Genomic DNA, 15,564 nt, shown 5'->3' with positions numbered 1-15,564 from the left:
GAGTCGGGGACGGGCCGGGCGTGGGTGCCGGCGTCGGCAGCGTGGACGGAGCCGGTTCCACGCCCGGCGGACGGATACCAGGGTCAGGCACGCCAGGGCTCGGCGGCGTCCCCGGCGCGGTTGCTGGCGGGCCGGGTGCCGGGCTGGGCTCGGCGTGCGCCGGGCTGGCAGAGGCGAAGGTCAGGCCGGCGAGGATCACCACGCCGAGCAGCAGCGCTACGCGGCGGGTCACGATGCGGATGGTCATCAGGCCACCCACTGACCGACGATCGTGACCAGCAGCGGGGCGAGCAGGGCTCCCGCGTAGCCGATGACGGCGCTACGGAAGGCGAGCTTGCCCTTCTCGACCTCGCCGGGCTCGCCGCTGGTGTAGCGCAGGAACCCCACCGTCAGGCACAGGGTCGCCCAGGCGGCGAGGATGCCGAGCAGCCAGAGACGGATGTTGTCGATCACCTGCGTGATCGACTCGACGGCAAGCACCACCGGGGCGGGCTCGGCCGCGTACGCCGCTCCCGGGGCGGCGACGAAGGCGATGTTCACCGCGGCGACCCCGAGCAGCATCAGCGAGGCGCGGGCCGGACGAGAGAGGTCTCGGCGGGGACGGCGGACGGACGGCCGTCCCCGCCCGGCGGTTCCGAGGCGGCGGCGAGCCGCCGCCTCGGGACGCGCAAAGGGGTTGTGATTCATGGGATTGGGCACCTCCGGTGCGCACGCCTAGGCAGCCCGCAGCGGGGCGTGGGTGCGCGAGTGGGCGACGAAGGCGGGACCGGGCGGTGCGCTCGTGGGTGACCTGTGGTGCCGACCGGCGCGGCCGTCCTCCTCACTGGGAAGGCGGTGAGCCGGGGACCGTACGGGGTGTCAGCGCCGTCAACGGGTCCGGTCGGAGCAGGTCACCTGCGCGGAAGAGTCCCGCACTAAGGGATTACAAATCCGGGCCTCGAATTGGAAAGCCGCAGCTCAGGCGGCCTACTTACGGACGCTTCCGGGCGGTCGGGGCGTCGAGGACCAGGGTTGCGGTGGCCTCGTTGATCGCGTCGGCGTACGGGTCGGACAGCTCGCCGGACTCGATCGCGTCCTTGAGTCGGGCGACGGCGGCCGTGCGCCGCTTGTACAGGTTCCAGCGGGGCTGGCCGGTCCGTTCGGCGTACTCGGTCAGGCTGACGTCCTCCAGGTACGTCGCGCCGATCAGCTCCGCCTCCTGCGAGGTGATGGCCCCGGCGTTGACGGCGCGGGCGAGGACAAGATCCGGGTGGCCGTACGGGGTCGGCGGCAACACCGCCCCCGGGGCGTGGTTCGGCGCCCCGGACGAGGCGGGCTCCAGGTCGCGCAGCTCGGCGCGGGCCTTGGAGAACGCCGCCGAAAGCAGGTTGCCGACCACGCCAGGCTTGGACACATCGACGGTGCCGAGGGCGCGGAGGAAGTGCTCGACGATGGCGGCCTGCACGTCGCCGGTGGACAGCTTGGCCAGCAGGTATGCCTTGAACCGCAGGCCCGGCAGCGCGACGCCGACCGCACCCGCACGCCATGCCGGGTCGCCGGTACGGGCGTGCTGCACCAGCAGCCGCCATGCGGCGTCCCGGGCGGCGTAGCCGCAGGACGGGTGCATCAGGATCGCCGACAGCTCGGGCAGAGCGATGGCCCGGCTGGGCAGGCCATGGCCGAGGCTGCGGCCGTCCACCGACAGCGGGCTCGGCCCCTGCTCCATCAGCCGGAATCGGTACTCGATGTCGTTGAGCAGCGTCTCGCCGCGCCGGGAGACGGCTGGCTCGTTAGCGGGGGTACGACGGTCCATGGTGGTGCTCCCTCGTGGTGACCGTTGCCGTCCGGCGGGAATGCCGGTCGGCGCTGTGCCACCACGCCACCAGGGGCTTTGAACAGATCATGAACACTCTTGATCTTGTTCAAGGTGTCTCGACAGGTGTTCAACCCGGCCGTCGTCGGTCCCCGTCAATGCGTCTCGACGTCAGTCGGCGGACACCCCGAGCCGGGGTGTGCAACCCGTGGTCAGGCTGTTCAAGTCCCTCTGTGCCGGCCGCAGCCACGCCGGAACGGCACCCTTGAACACGCGCGCCCACGATGCAGCCACGGGATGAAGCGGGACGGCCACGAGCGGCGCTCGCCGGGCGCACTCACCTCCCATCGCGATCTTGTTCAAGGTCCCGAGGTGGCTGGCCGCCTCGTGTTCAAGCAGAAGACGATCTTGTTCAAGCCAGCGAGGATCTTGTTCAACCGGGCGGCGTCGAGCGACGCACCCGGATCGGCAGCGAGCGCGGTTTCCAATCCGAGGCTCGGATTTGTAATCCCCTAGTGTCAGCGCTTGTCGGCGGACGTGGCCCACACGCCCATGCCGAAGCCCAGCTCCACCGCCCCCGGTGACCGGCCTCAGCCGGCACCGGTTGGGCTGCTCCTGCCCCGCACCCGTGTCCCGCGCACGCCTCGAACGGGGATGCCGGACTGGCACGGGCTATCCCCGAGCCACCTCGCCTACCTCATCCGCCGCTACACCCGCGTCGGCGACGTGGTGCTCGACCTCGACGCGCACCCCGCCGCCATCGCCGCGACCGCCTACCTGGACCGGATACCGGCCCGACTGGTCACCGGTCGTCACGGCCTGCACGTGCGGCTTCTGCCGCACGCCCCCGAACACCGGACCCGCCACGCCATGCGACGCCCCGGCCCACGTGTCGACCTGATCCTGACGGCCCTGCCGCAGGGCGAACAGGGCCTCGCCCGAGACGGCATCGCCACAGCAATGAGTACCTGGCGGCCTCTGCTGCGCCCCGGCGGGTTCCTGCTCGTCAGCCTCACCGCCTCGCAGTCTCAACCGGGTGAGTTCAGCCGCCGCGCCACCGTCGTCGCCGCCGCCCGCGCCGCCGGGCTCTTCTACCACCAGCACATCCCCGCCGTCCTCGTCCCGCTGCCCGAGCACGAGCCGCGCACCGCCCCGGAACACCCCGACGAGGCCGACGACGGCCGACGTCTGCTCGCCGGCCGCCACCTGCCGACCTTCCGAGACCTGCTCGTGTTCGCCACTACCGCCACCGGTGAGGAGAACGCCCGTGCCTGAGCCCCGTCCGCCGTTCCCCCCTGCCGAGCCCAACGACCTCGAACCGCCGCAGCCCAGCGCATCCGACCTGGCAGCCCTGCTCGCCGAGGGCTACCTCGGCTCGGTCTGGCTCACCGGTCAAACCACATCGCGGGACCTGCGTCGCGGCCGGTACACCCCAGAGTCGTTGACGCACCCCGGCAAGATGCTGCCGACCATCCCCCGCTACGCCATCCGCACCTACACCAACCCCGGTGACGTAGTGCTCGACCCCATGGCCGGCATCGGCACCACCGTCATCGAGGCCATGCGTCTCGGCCGTCACGGCGTCGGGATCGAGTACGAAGCGGAATGGGTCACCAAGGCAGCGGACAACATCCGCCACACCCTCCAGGCCGGGACACCGGGCCGGGGCGAGATCTATCACGGGGACTCCACCGCGCTGCCGTCCCTGCTGCCGGCGAGCCTACACGGGCAAGTCTCCTTGGTGATCACCTCACCGCCGTACGGACCGTCCACCCATGGCCACGTCCGCACCCCCGGCCCGAGACGAGGCAAGGTCCGCAAGATCAACCACAGGTACGGCGGCACGGACAACCTCGCCTACCGCAGCCACGGCCAGCTCGCCGACGGGTTCACCGCGATCCTCGCCGGATGCGTCCAGCTCCTGCGGCCCGGCGGACACGTCGTCGTCACCGCCCGCCCCTACCGCCGCCACGGCGAACTCATCGACATCCCCGGCATGGTCGCCGCCGCCGGCATCAACGCCGGCCTCGAACTCGTCGAGGAATGCATCGCCCTCATCTGCGGCGTCCGCGACAGCGTGATCATTCCCAGGGCCTCGTTCTTCCAGCAGAAGAACACCCGTGACGCCATCGCCACCGGCGACCCGCAATGGCTCGTCCAGCACGAAGACGTCGTGGTCCTCCGCGCCCCGCGGTCACCCCGGCACGACTTCACCCAGAGCCGATCAGCCAGCGCCCGTGCGCACGCTGATCGGCTTGATGCCTTCACGCCGTCCCGGATGGATCGACGTGCACACCCGGCGCGCCCGGCGAACAGCAATCCCAACGGCAGCGCCACCGACACCCGGTCCCACGCGGGCCGGGACGTTGAAAGGACACCCGATCCGTGCCCGCCCAACTCACAGCCCACCCCCGAGGTCATACGGCCCGATGCAACCACCGATCCCGGCAGGCGATACCCGCAGCCCGGATCGCCCGTCAGGGCGGGTCAGTGATGACCGCCCCGACTCCCGCCGAGTGGCGACCCGACCCCCTCCTGACCATCGATGACGTCGCGACCTGGTTGGGCAAGCCGAAGAACACCCTCTACGCCTGGCACAGCCGAGGCAAGGGACCCCGCGCCATCCGGGTCGGCAACACCCTGCGCTACCGGCGCAGCGAGGTCGAACGCTGGCTCGACGACCACACCGACGCGGAGCGCTGACCCCCATGGCCCGACCTGAACTACCCATCGGCACCTGGGGCAAGATCCGCACCCAGAAACTCGGACCCAATCGGTTCCGCGCCCGAGCGCGGTTCCGCGACTACGACGGCAAGACCCGCGACATCGAGGCCACCGGCACCACTGGCCCGGCCGCCGAACGAACGCTGAAGGTCAAGCTTCGTGACCGTGCCACCCCCAACGACGACGAGATCACCCGGGAGACCCACATCAGCAAACTCACCGACCTGTGGATCGAAGAGATCACCGCCGAGCAGCGAATCGCACCACAGACCATCCAGCGATACCAGACCAGCATTCGGAACGCGATCCTGCCCGCCCTGGGGAACCTCCGAATCAGAGAAGTCAGCGTCGGGCGCCTGGATCGGTTCCTGCGCGACATCGCCAAGGACCATCCCTCGGCAGCCAAAGGCGCGAAAGTCGTCCTGAGCCAGATGTTCGCCCTGGCCGTTCGTCACGGCGCGATCCCCACCAACCCCGTACGCGACACCGGCCGGCTCCGCAAACCCCGCCGCACGGTCGTCGCCCTCACCGACGAGAACCTCCAGGCCGTCCGGACGGCCATCCGCGACTGGCAGCGACCGATCCCCGGAAAGCCTGGACCACGGCACAGCGGCGATCTGGCCGACATCGTCGACCTGATGCTCGCCACCGGCGCCCGCATCGGCGAGATCCTCGCCCTGCGATGGGAAGACCTCGACCTCGCCGCCGAACGCCCCACCCTGACGATCTGCGGCACGCTCGTCTTCGTCAAAGGCCAGGGCTTCTTCCGCCAACCCTGGACCAAGAGCGACGCCGGCTGGCGGATGGTCGTCCTACCCAAATTCGCCGTCGGCATGATCATGGCCCGCAAGCTCGTCGCCGCCGACAACCCCCACGACGCGATCTTCACCTCCCGACGCGGCACCTGGTTATCCCCCAACAACGTCCGCCGTCAGTGGCGTGAGGCCCGCGCCGACACCGACCTCGCCTGGGTCACCCCCCACACCTTCCGCAAGACCGTCGCCACCCTCATCAAGGAAGAGACCGACACGAAAAGCGCCGCAGCACAACTTGGACACTCCAGCGAGGAGGTCACCGCCACGTACTACATCGCCAAGCCCGCCCAAGCCCCGGACGTCTCCGACATCCTCGAGCGACTCGGCACCGACCGCGAACGACGTCCCACACCCGCATTGCCCAACGATGCGCAGGGATGACGAACCTGGTTGCCGACCCCGGTAAATGGGGGGTTTTCGGGGGGCGGTTCAAAACCCCATAGACAAACTTAAAGCCCTGACCAACGTTTCCGCTGGTCAGGGCTTTTTGTTTGTCGGGACGGCCGGATTCGAACCGACGACCCCTTGACCCCCAGTCAAGTGCGCTACCAAGCTGCGCCACGTCCCGCCCCCGCGCGGTTTCCCCCGCGGCAGCCGGTACAGCTTAGCGCAGCGGCTCCGGCTCGTCCGCACAGGCCCCACCTGCGTCGCGACGTTACTGAACCACCGCACAACCCCTAGAGCGTCCTAGGAGGGTGGGGTAGGGAAATGCCGGATGGGCCACGGCGAGGGCCCATCCGGCATTTTTCGCGATCAGGTCAGCCGTGCGCCTTGCCTCGACCGCCGGGGCCGAGCTTCTTGCGGGGGCGGACCGAGATTTCGATCGGGCTGCCCTCGTACCCGAATTCCTCACGGAGCTTGCGCTCGACGAAGCGCTGGTATCCCGCGTCGAGCGGGCCGGTGGTGAACAGCACGAACCGTGGCGGTGCCACTCCGGCCTGCGTCGCGAACAGGATCCGCGGCGCGCGCCCGCCGCGCACCGGGTGCGGGGTGGCCTGCACCAGCGCGGTCAACCACTGGTTGAGCTGCGCCGTCGGGATCCGGGTTTCCCAGCTGGCCAGGGCCTTGTTCAGAGCCGGGGCCAGCTTGTCCACGGCACGGCCGGTCATCGCCGACAGGTTCAGCCGGATCGCCCAGGGAATGCGGCGCAACTCCCGGTCGATCTCCTTGTCCAGGTAGTACCGACGGTCGGCGTCGACCAGGTCCCACTTGTTGAACGCGATGACCATCGCCCGGCCGGCCTCGGTCACCATGGACAGGATCCGCTGGTCCTGTTCGCTGATCGGCTCGCTGGAGTCCAACAGCACCACGGCCACCTCGGCGGCCTCGATGGCACCGGCGGTGCGCAGGCTGGCGTAGTACTCGGTGCCGCTGGCCTTGCCGACCCGCTTGCGCAGCCCCGCCGTGTCGACAAGTTGCCAGGTCTGACCACCGATCTCGACCAGGCTGTCCACCGGGTCCACAGTGGTGCCCGCCACCGAGTCGACAACCGCCCGATCCTCACCGGAGAACCGGTTGAGCAGGCTGGACTTGCCCACGTTCGGCCGTCCGACCAGCGCCACCCGCCGAGGTCCGCGCGGCCGGTTCTCGACGATCGCCGGAGCTTCCGGCAACGCGGCGAGGATGGCGTCCAGCAGGTCGCCGGAGCCGCGTCCGTGCAGCGCGGAGACCGGGAACGGCTCACCGAGGCCGAGCGACCAGAGCGAGGTCGCCTCCATCTCGATGGAGGTGTTGTCGGCCTTGTTGGCCACCAGGATCACCGGCTTGGCGCTGCGCCGCAGCATCTTCACCGCGGCCTCGTCGACATCGGTGGAGCCCACCATCGCGTCGACCACGAACAGAACCACGTCGGCGGTGACGACCGCCGTCTCAGCCTGCGCCGCGATGGCCGCGGCCCGGTCCTTCGCGTCCGGTTCCCAGCCGCCGGTGTCCACCACGGTGAACGCCCGGCCGTTCCACTGCGCGTCGTACGGCACCCGGTCCCGGGTCACACCGGGGACGTCCTCGACCACCGCCTGGCGGCGGCCGATGATCCGGTTGACAAGCGTGGACTTACCCACGTTGGGGCGGCCGACGACGGCCACCACCGGCTGCGGCCCGCTCGGTTCCTCGACGGCGACGTCGGGCTCCCGCAACTCCACCCAGCCCGCACCCTCGCTCATGCCGCTCCTCCGCTTCGCTCCGGACCGCCATGAGGCACAACCGCACTGAGCCTGATGATTCGCTCGCCACGCTCGCTCATGCCGCTCCTCCGCTTCGCTCCGGACCGCCATGAGGCACAACCGCACTGAGCCTGATGATTCGCTCGCCACGCTCGCTCATGCCACACCCCGCTCGGTGAGCAGGTGACGCAGCCGCGCCACGACCTCGTCGATGCCCAACTCGGTGGTGTCCAGCACCACCGCGCCGGGTGCCTGGGTCAGCGGGTTGACCTTGCGGGTCGAGTCGAGACGGTCCCGGCGCGCCAGGTCCGCGGCGGTGGCCGCCACGTCGGCGGCGTCCTCGGCGCTGCGTCGGGCCGCACGGGCCGCCTCGGAGGCGGTCAGGAAGACCTTCAGGTCCGCATCCGGGGCGACGACCGAGCCGATGTCACGACCCTCGGCGACCATCCGGCCCGCGTTGGCGATCATCTCGCGTTGCCGGGCGACCATCAGCTCGCGGACCGCCGGCACCGCGGCGACGGCGGAAACCGCGCCGGTCACCTCCGGGCCCCGGATATCCGCGTCCACGCCCACGCCGTCGACGGTCACGGCGTACCCCTGCGGGTGGGTGCCGATGTGCAGCTTGACCTCGCCGGCGACCTTCGCCACCGACGCGGTGTCGGTGAGGTCCACGCCGGAGCGCAGCACGGCCCACGTGATCGCCCGGTACATCGCCCCGGTGTCCAGGTAGCGCGCACCGATGACAACGGCGAGGCGCCGCGACACGGTCGACTTACCCGAACCGGACGGCCCGTCCACAGCGACCACACATCGCCCGGTCCGTACGTTTTCCTGCACCGTGTCCTCCTCAGCCCGTACCTCACGGATCGCCCGGTGAGTGGCGCCGCAAGCGGTTCGTCAATCGTCATCAATCATGCCCGCGGTCCGTGGCGGACCCGCGCGCGACGCCGCCGGAGGCGATCCACGCCACCTCCGACTGCCGCGTCCCGGCCGTCGGTGGAGCCTACCGGCAGCCGTACCCGCAACCCCCGGGGTCAGTCACCCACCGCGTTGAACAGGGCGGCGACCTCGGCGTTTGTCAACCGCCGGATCCGCCCGGTGCGCAGGTCACCGAGCCGGATGGGCCCGATGGAGGTACGCACCAGCCGGGTGACCGGGTGCCCGACCTCCTCCATCAGCCGCCGAACGATGTGTTTGCGGCCCTCGTGCAGGCTCAGCTCGACCTGGGCGCTCTTACCCAGAGTGTCCACCACCTTGAACGAGTCGACCTTGACCGGCCCGTCCTCCAGCTCGACGCCGGCCAGCAGCCGCTTGCCCAGGTTGCGCGGGATCGGCCCAACCACCTCGGCGAGGTACGTCTTCAGCACCTCGTACGAGGGGTGCATGAGCCGGTGCGCGAGGGTGCCGTCGTTGGTGAGCAGCAGCAGGCCCTCGCTGTCCGCATCGAGCCGCCCGACGTGGTAGACCCGCTGCTCGACCCGATTGCCGATGAACTCGGCCAGCTCGTTGCGGCCCTTGTCGTCCGCCATGGTGGTCACCACCCCGCGCGGCTTGTTCATCGCCACGTAGACCAGGCGGATGTCGACCTGGAGGCGCTCCCCGTCCACGTGGATCACCGCGGTGGCCGGGTCGACCTTGTCACCGAGTTTGGCGACCCGCCCGTCCACGGTGACCCGGCGGCGGAAGATCAGGTCCTCGCAGGCGCGCCGGGAACCCACGCCGGCGGCGGCGAGCACCTTCTGCAGGCGCTCAGCCCCCTCGTAGACGGGCGCGTTGGGTTTCGGGGAACGGTTATCGGGTCGCATCAGCAAGCTCTTCTACGTCGTCGGGCAGGAAGGGTGCGAGGGGCGGCAGCTCGTCGACGGTGTTCAGCCCGAGCTTTTCCAGGAACAACGTGGTGGTCCGGTAGAGGAACGCCCCGCTGTCCTGTTCGGTGCCGCACTCCTCGACGAGGCCGCGGGTGACCAGCGTACGGATGACCCCGTCGCAGTTCACACCCCGGATGGCTGAGATTCGCGAACGGGTCACCGGCTGCTTGTAGGCGACCACGGCGAGCGTCTCCAACGCCGCCTGGGTCAGCCGCACCGATTGCCCGTCCAACACGAACCGTTCGACGTACGTAGCGTATTCCGGCCGGGTGTAGAGCCGCCACCCGCCGGCCGCCCGCCGCAGCTCGAACCCGTGCCCGGCCGCGGTGTAGCCGGCGGCGATCTCGTCGAGCATCGGCCCGACCCGTTCGGCGGGCTGCTCGAGCACCTGCGCCAGGACCAACTCGCTGACCGGCTCGTCGACCACCAGCAGGATCGCCTCCAACGCGCCGCGCAGCTCGGCGTCGGACAATTCCGGCGCGGGCTCCGGCGCGACCGGCACCCGCCGCCGTCCCACACCCTCCCGACGGGGTACGCCCCGAACCCCACCCAACTCCCCCACCGCCGAACCGGTCCCCGCCACCGAACCCGAGCCCGACTCCGTCGACTCCGAGCCCGACTCCGAGCCCGACGCGTTCGCGCTCGGCTCGGCGAAGATCTTGGAAGATTTCGGCCCCTGGAGGGGCGCTTTCCCTCCAAGATCTCCCTGATCTGACAACGGAGGCGTGGCCGACTCGACCGACAGCGGAGCTGACTCGTCTGGCGGTGGGGTTGGCTCGTCTGGCGGGGCGTCGGTGTTGTCGGGGGTGTTCGCGGCGGCGGGCGGGCGAGGGCGGTCCCACGGGGGGACCCAGGCGGCAGCCTGGTCGGCCAGCGAGTCCCTGCGTTCCTCGTCACTCATCCCGCGCACCCTCCGTCATTCCCGTCCCGTCCGGCCCGCCGGCCTCCCGCACCGACTCGGGCCCAACCCGCACCGACGCAGGCTCAGCCCCAACCGACTCAGCCCCAACCGCCGCCGACTCAGCCCCCACCAACGCAGGCCCAACCCCCGCGGGCTCAGGCCCAAGCGCGGACGACTCCGGGTCGGCCGGGGTGCCCGCGTACTCGTCGACGTGCAGCTCGGTGTCGCCGTCGGCCGGGCCGGTCCAGCGCACGGTCAGCTCCTCCAGGGCCTGCTCCTGCACGAAGGACACCAGGCCCTCCCGGTACAGCTCCAGCAGCGCGAGGAACCGGGCCACCACCTCCAGGGTGGCCTCGCAGTCGGCGCAGAGCAGCGAGAACGTGGCCGTGCCGGCCCGGCGCAGCCGGGCGGTGAGGATCGCCGCGTGTTCTCGGACACTGACCCGGACCATGTGCACGTGGGCGATGGAGACCTCCGGCACCGGTTTCGGGGTCATCGCCTTCACGGCCAGCTTCAGCAGCCGCTGCGGGCCGATGCCGAGCACCAGGTCGGGCAGCGCGTCGGCGTAGCGGGCCTCCAGGCTGACCGCCCGCGGATACCGTCGGCCGCCGACCGCCTCCAACTCGGCGATGTGTGCCGCCGCCTCCTTGTACGCCTTGTACTGCAGCAGCCGGGCGAAGAGCAGGTCCCGGGCTTCCAGCAGGGCGAGGTCGGCCTCGTCCTCGACCTCGGCGGAGGGCAGCAGCCGGGCGGCCTTCAGGTCGAGCAGGGTCGCGGCGATGAGCAGGAACTCGCTGGCCTCGTCGAGGTCCCAGTCGTCGCCCATCGCCCTGATGTAGGCGATGAACTCGTCGGTGACCGTGTGCAGCGCCACCTCGGTGACGTCGAGCTTGTGCTTGCCGATCAGTTGCAGCAGCAGGTCGAACGGGCCGGTGAAGTTGGCCAGCCGGACCGTGAAGCCGGTCGCAGCCGACTCGGCAGGCAGGTCGGCAGCCAGGTCCGCGGGCGGCACACCGTCGACCACCGCCGTGGCGGCGGTCTCGGGCGGGTCCAGGGGTGGCGCGGTCACCGCACGACCGTAGTCCACGAGGTGGGCACCTGACGTTCCGGCTACCGCTCCGACTGGGCGGCGATCACCTCGCGGGCCAGCTGACGGTAGTTGCGTGCCCCGGAGGACGCCGGGTCCATCGTCGTGATGGGGGCACCGGCCACCGTGGACTCGGGGAACTTCACCGTCTTGGTGATGACCGTCTGGTAGACCTTGTCGCCGAACGCCTCGACCACCCGCTGCAGGACCTGACGGCAGTGCGTGGTGCGGCTGTCGTACATGGTGGCGAGGATGCCTTCGAGCTCCAGGTCGAAGTTGAGCCGTTCGCGCACCTTGTCGATGGTGTCCAGCAGCAGGGCCACCCCGCGCAGGCTGAAGAACTCGCACTCGAGCGGGATGAGCACGCCGTGGGCGACGGTCAGCGCGTTGATCGCCAGCAGGCCGAGCGACGGCTGGCAGTCGATCAGGATGTAGTCGTACTCCTTGCGGACCGTGCGCAGGACCCGGGCCAGGGCCATCTCCCGGGCGACCTCGTTGACGAGCTGGATCTCGGCGGCGGAGAGGTCGATGTTGGCCGGCAACAGGTGCAGGCCGGCCACGTCGGTCTTGATGACGACGTCCTCGGCGATGATGTCGTCCTGCATGAGCAGGTTGTAGATGGACAGGTCGAGGTTGTGCGGGTTGACTCCCAGCCCCACCGAGAGGGCGCCCTGCGGGTCGAAGTCGACCAGCAGCACCTTGCGGCCGTACTCCGCGAGGGCCGCGCCCAGGTTGATGGTGGTGGTCGTCTTTCCGACGCCACCCTTCTGGTTGGCCATCGCGATGATGCGCGCCGGCCCGTGCCGGTCGGTGGGCATCGGCTCGGGGATGGGCTTGCGCATCGTGTAGGCAGCCGGGTCCGCGGGACCCAGGTCCGCGCCGAGCGTGGCCTGCTGCTCGCGGAGCTCCGACGTCCAGGTCTCGGCACGGTCACCGTTGCCAGCCATGTGCTCGTTGCCCCCTCCCGACGACCCACCCGGCGTCGGAGCCGTCCGACGTCCTTCGCGGCGCCGCTGCGCACCCCGGTCGTGTCGCTCCAGGAGGTCCGCGCCGATGCCGACTGTACGCCACCGACCAGCAGGGGGTTCGGCACCGGCCCGGCGTGTCGGAGCCGACCGCGACCGGGTTCAGTCCCGGGCGCGCGGATGGGCGGTGGCGTAGACCTCGCGCAGCCGCTCCACGGTGACCAACGTGTAGACCTGCGTCGTGGTCACCGACGCGTGGCCGAGCAACTCCTGGACCACCCGGACGTCGGCGCCGCCGTCGAGCAGGTGGGTGGCGTACGAGTGGCGCAGGGTGTGCGGGGAGACGGCGGCGGGGCCGTCGACGGGCAGCCCGGCCCGACCGGCGGCGCCGCGCAGGATGCCCCAGGCGCCCTGGCGGGTCAGCGCGCCGCCGCGGGCGTTGAGGAAGACCATCGGGGTGCCCCGACCGGCGGCGGCCAGGCCGGGGCGGGCCCGGACCAGGTAGGCGCGTACCGCGTCGACGGCGTACCCGCCGATCGGCACCAGCCGCACCCGGCCGCCCTTGCCGCGCAGCAGCACGGTGCCCTCGTCGGTGTCCAGGTCGTCCACGGCGGCGCCGACCGCCTCGGAGATGCGCGCGCCGGTGCCGTACAGGAACTCCAGCAGCGCCCGGTCACGCAGCGCGAGCGGGGCGTCCGCGCCGGTCGCGGTGACCGGGCCGGCGGTCTCCAACAGCCGGATCACGTCGTCGACTCCGAGTGCCCGGGGCAGCCGGCGGGGCGGCGTGGGTGGGCGGACGTCGCGGCTGGGGTCGGCGCCGGCCAGCCCTTCGCGCAGCGCGAAGCGGTGCAGGCCGCGGACCGCGCTGGCGGCGCGGGCGGCGGAGGAGACCGCCAGCGGAGGGTGCGCGTCGTCGCCCGCGCGCAGCCGCGCCAGGTGCGACTCGACGAGCCCGGCGCCGACCGACGCGAGGTCGGTGACGCCGGCGTCGGCCAGGGTCGCGAGATAGCGGTCCAGATCCCGACGGTACGAGGAGAGCGTGTTCGCCGACAGTCCACGCTCGACGGTGAGGTGGTCGAGGTAGCCGCGCACGGCACGACGCAGGGCCGGCGTGGGCGGTGTGCCCACGCCGGCGCCGGAGTCGGTGCCGCCGGTCAGCCCGCCACCGCTCAGGCCAGCGCGTCGGTCAGCGCGAGCACGTCCATGCCGTGCGCCTCGGCGACCGGGCCGTAGGTGACCTGGCCGTCGTGGGTGTTCAGGCCCAGCGCCAGGGCCGGGTCGCGGCGCAGCGCCTCGCGCCAGCCGTGGTTGGCCAGCTCCAGGGCGTACGGCAGGGTGACGTTGGTCAGGGCGTACGTGCTGGTGTTCGGGACCGCGCCGGGCATGTTCGCCACGCAGTAGAAGATCGACTCGTGCACCTTGTAGACCGGGTCGGCGTGGGTGGTCGGGCGCGAGTCCTCGAAGCAGCCGCCCTGGTCGATCGCGATGTCGACGAGCACGCTGCCCGGCTTCATCCGGGAGACCAGCTCGTTGGAGATCAGCGTCGGCGCCTTCGCGCCGGGCACCAGCACCGCGCCGATGACCAGGTCGGCGTCGAGCACCGCCCGCTCGACCTCGTAGGCGTTGGAGGCGATGGTCTGCAGGTGGCCACGGTAGATGGCGTCGGCCGACCGCAGCCGGGCGACGTTCTTGTCCAACAGCAGCACCTCGGACTGCAGGCCCAGCGCGATCGCGGCGGCGTTCATGCCGGACACGCCGGCGCCGATGACGACGGTCTTGGCCGCGTACACGCCGGAGACACCGCCGGGCAGCACACCGCGCCCGCCGCCGGTACGCATCATGTAGAAGGCGCCCACCTGCGGGGCGAGCCGGCCGGCCACCTCGGACATCGGGGCGAGCAGCGGCAGCGACCGGTCGGGCAGCTCGACCGTCTCGTACGCGATGCCGGTGACCCGGCGGTCGATCAGCGCGTCGGTGCAGTCCTTGGAGGCGGCCAGGTGCAGGTAGGTGAAGAGCACCTGCCCCTCGCGCATCCGGTGGTACTCCTCGGCGATCGGCTCCTTGACCTTGAGCACCAGCTCGGCGGTCTCCCACACCTCGTCGGCGGTGGCGAGGATCGTCGCGCCGGCGGCGGTGAACTCCTCGTCGGTGATGCTGGAGCCGACACCGGCACCGGACTCGACGAAGACCTGGTGACCGCTGCGGGTGAACTCGTTGACGCCCGCTGGCGTGATCGCCACGCGGTACTCGTGGTTCTTGACCTCGCGTGGGATTCCGACCTTCACGATGCAGACACCTCTCTTCGGGGCTGCGCTCCCCCGACTGCTCGGTGCCGCGGCGGCCCCTTTGCCACCACGGTCCACCGGTCCCGCCGGCGGCAGTCTAGGCGCGCCCGATGCCGCCGTGAGCCAGCACAGTGGCATCCGGTGCCCGGGTGTCCTGACGGAGTGTCAGGGCACCTGGCGGATTCGCCGGTGCTCAGTCACCTCCGCCGTCGGAACAGGGTTCGGCCATTATCGCCCCATCTGCCGCATGCCGCTGCGGACCGGCGGCGAGGGGCCCCGCGGCTGACCGCGGGACCCCGTCGCGCGTACTCCCTCGCCGGGATGGACCGGCGGCGGCGCTCAGCGGGGCAGCGGCGCGTCCGCCCGGCGCAGCGCCGACCAGCCGGTGTCCCGGGCGCGGGCCGTGGCCAGCAGCCCGGCCACCGCGGACGCGTTGGTGATCTCACCGGCCAGGACCATGGCCACCGCCTCGTCCAGGTCGAGCCGGACGATCTGGAGGTCGGCCTCCTCGTCGCGGCGCTCGTGGCGCTCGTCGGCCGGCACCTCGGCGAGGTCCCGGGCCAGGAAGACCCGGACCAACTCGTTGGTGAACCCGGGCGAGCTGTGCAGGTCGACAAGCACGTCGACCTGCCCGGCGGTGAGGTCCGCCTCCTCGGCCAGCTCCCGCAGCGCGGCCGCCGGCAACTCCTCGCCGGAGACGTCCATCAGCCCGGCGGGCAGCTCCCACAGGTGCCGCCCGACCGGGTGCCGGTACTGCCGGATCAGCACCACCTGACCGGCGTCGTCGAGCGCCACCACGGCCACCGCCCCGACGTGCCGGACCAGGTCACGCACCCCGGTCCCGCCGCCGGGCATGGTCACCTCCTCGGTGACCACGTCGAAGATCCGCCCCCGGTACCGCTCCTCGCGGGACCGCACCTCGTAGCGGTGCTCCAGGTTGCTCACGCCGCCGCCTCGCTGCGCTC

The 15,564-nt window shown here is 71.2% G+C and carries 15 protein-coding genes and 1 tRNA gene; 4 read left to right on the top strand and 12 right to left on the bottom strand.

All coding sequences use genetic code 11. The features are described 5' to 3' along the window. Positions 1-246: 246 nt before the first annotated feature. A complete protein-coding gene (locus AB0B14_RS17885; RefSeq protein ID WP_357523029.1) occupies positions 247-687 on the bottom strand; it encodes a pilin in 441 nt (146 codons plus the stop codon). 283 nt (positions 688-970) lie between these two features. Continuing rightward, positions 971-1,792, bottom strand: coding sequence for a hypothetical protein (locus tag AB0B14_RS17880; RefSeq protein WP_357523028.1), 822 nt, complete (start codon positions 1,790-1,792; stop codon positions 971-973). 552 nt (positions 1,793-2,344) lie between these two features. On the opposite strand from AB0B14_RS17880, the gene AB0B14_RS17875 reads away from it, so the two are divergent. The 4 genes from AB0B14_RS17875 (at position 2,345) to AB0B14_RS17860 (ending at position 5,712) form a co-directional block, all read left to right on the top strand. Then, complete coding sequence (locus AB0B14_RS17875) at positions 2,345-3,067, top strand: hypothetical protein (RefSeq protein ID WP_357523177.1); 723 nt, start codon at positions 2,345-2,347, stop codon at positions 3,065-3,067. Between the two features lie 67 nt (positions 3,068-3,134). Beyond that, positions 3,135-4,286 (top strand): DNA methyltransferase, encoded by a 1,152-nt coding sequence (locus AB0B14_RS17870; RefSeq protein WP_357523175.1) that lies wholly within the window; start codon positions 3,135-3,137, stop codon positions 4,284-4,286. Then, positions 4,286-4,495: a helix-turn-helix domain-containing protein gene (locus AB0B14_RS17865; RefSeq protein WP_357523027.1), complete on the top strand. Its 210-nt coding sequence runs from the start codon at positions 4,286-4,288 to the stop codon at positions 4,493-4,495. Before AB0B14_RS17870 ends, AB0B14_RS17865 begins: the two co-directional genes overlap by 1 nt. A gap of 5 nt (positions 4,496-4,500) precedes the next feature. Continuing rightward, positions 4,501-5,712, top strand: a complete 1,212-nt coding sequence (locus tag AB0B14_RS17860; protein WP_357523026.1) for a tyrosine-type recombinase/integrase — start codon at positions 4,501-4,503, stop codon at positions 5,710-5,712. A 113-nt stretch (positions 5,713-5,825) separates the two neighbouring features. On the opposite strand, the gene AB0B14_RS17855 is transcribed toward AB0B14_RS17860, so the two are convergent. From AB0B14_RS17855 to AB0B14_RS17810, 10 genes are all read right to left on the bottom strand, one after another. Next, positions 5,826-5,899 (bottom strand) — tRNA-Pro (locus tag AB0B14_RS17855). A 190-nt stretch (positions 5,900-6,089) separates the two neighbouring features. After that, complete coding sequence (gene der, locus AB0B14_RS17850; protein ID WP_357080589.1) at positions 6,090-7,493, bottom strand: ribosome biogenesis GTPase Der; 1,404 nt, start codon at positions 7,491-7,493, stop codon at positions 6,090-6,092. A gap of 156 nt (positions 7,494-7,649) precedes the next feature. Then, positions 7,650-8,330 (bottom strand): (d)CMP kinase, encoded by a 681-nt coding sequence (gene cmk, locus AB0B14_RS17845; RefSeq protein WP_357080586.1) that lies wholly within the window; start codon positions 8,328-8,330, stop codon positions 7,650-7,652. 197 nt (positions 8,331-8,527) lie between these two features. Beyond that, a complete protein-coding gene (locus AB0B14_RS17840; protein WP_357080583.1) occupies positions 8,528-9,298 on the bottom strand; it encodes a pseudouridine synthase in 771 nt (256 codons plus the stop codon). After that, positions 9,285-10,262, bottom strand: coding sequence for an SMC-Scp complex subunit ScpB (gene scpB, locus AB0B14_RS17835; protein WP_357523025.1), 978 nt, complete (start codon positions 10,260-10,262; stop codon positions 9,285-9,287). Before scpB ends, AB0B14_RS17840 begins: the two co-directional genes overlap by 14 nt. Continuing rightward, positions 10,255-11,349, bottom strand: coding sequence for a segregation/condensation protein A (locus AB0B14_RS17830; RefSeq protein WP_357523024.1), 1,095 nt, complete (start codon positions 11,347-11,349; stop codon positions 10,255-10,257). The genes scpB and AB0B14_RS17830 overlap by 8 nt, the downstream gene beginning before the upstream one ends. A gap of 23 nt (positions 11,350-11,372) precedes the next feature. Then, the gene (locus AB0B14_RS17825) at positions 11,373-12,296 is read right to left on the bottom strand and encodes an AAA family ATPase (protein WP_030487987.1); all 924 of its coding nucleotides are present in this window, start codon (positions 12,294-12,296) and stop codon (positions 11,373-11,375) included. Between the two features lie 180 nt (positions 12,297-12,476). After that, the gene (locus AB0B14_RS17820; RefSeq protein ID WP_357080573.1) at positions 12,477-13,442 is read right to left on the bottom strand and encodes a site-specific tyrosine recombinase XerD; all 966 of its coding nucleotides are present in this window, start codon (positions 13,440-13,442) and stop codon (positions 12,477-12,479) included. A gap of 41 nt (positions 13,443-13,483) precedes the next feature. Further along, entirely contained in the window at positions 13,484-14,599 is a 1,116-nt protein-coding gene (ald, locus tag AB0B14_RS17815; protein WP_357523023.1) for an alanine dehydrogenase, read from the bottom strand. A gap of 339 nt (positions 14,600-14,938) precedes the next feature. Beyond that, the gene (locus tag AB0B14_RS17810) at positions 14,939-15,544 is read right to left on the bottom strand and encodes an NUDIX hydrolase (protein WP_357080567.1); all 606 of its coding nucleotides are present in this window, start codon (positions 15,542-15,544) and stop codon (positions 14,939-14,941) included. Positions 15,545-15,564 lie beyond the last annotated feature (20 nt).

This window comes from Micromonospora sp. NPDC049171, from assembly GCF_040648275.1.
Lineage (GTDB): Bacteria > Actinomycetota > Actinomycetes > Mycobacteriales > Micromonosporaceae > Micromonospora.
The sequence above is the reverse complement of the archived record's forward strand: the minus strand, read 5'-3'. Positions and strand labels throughout refer to the sequence as shown.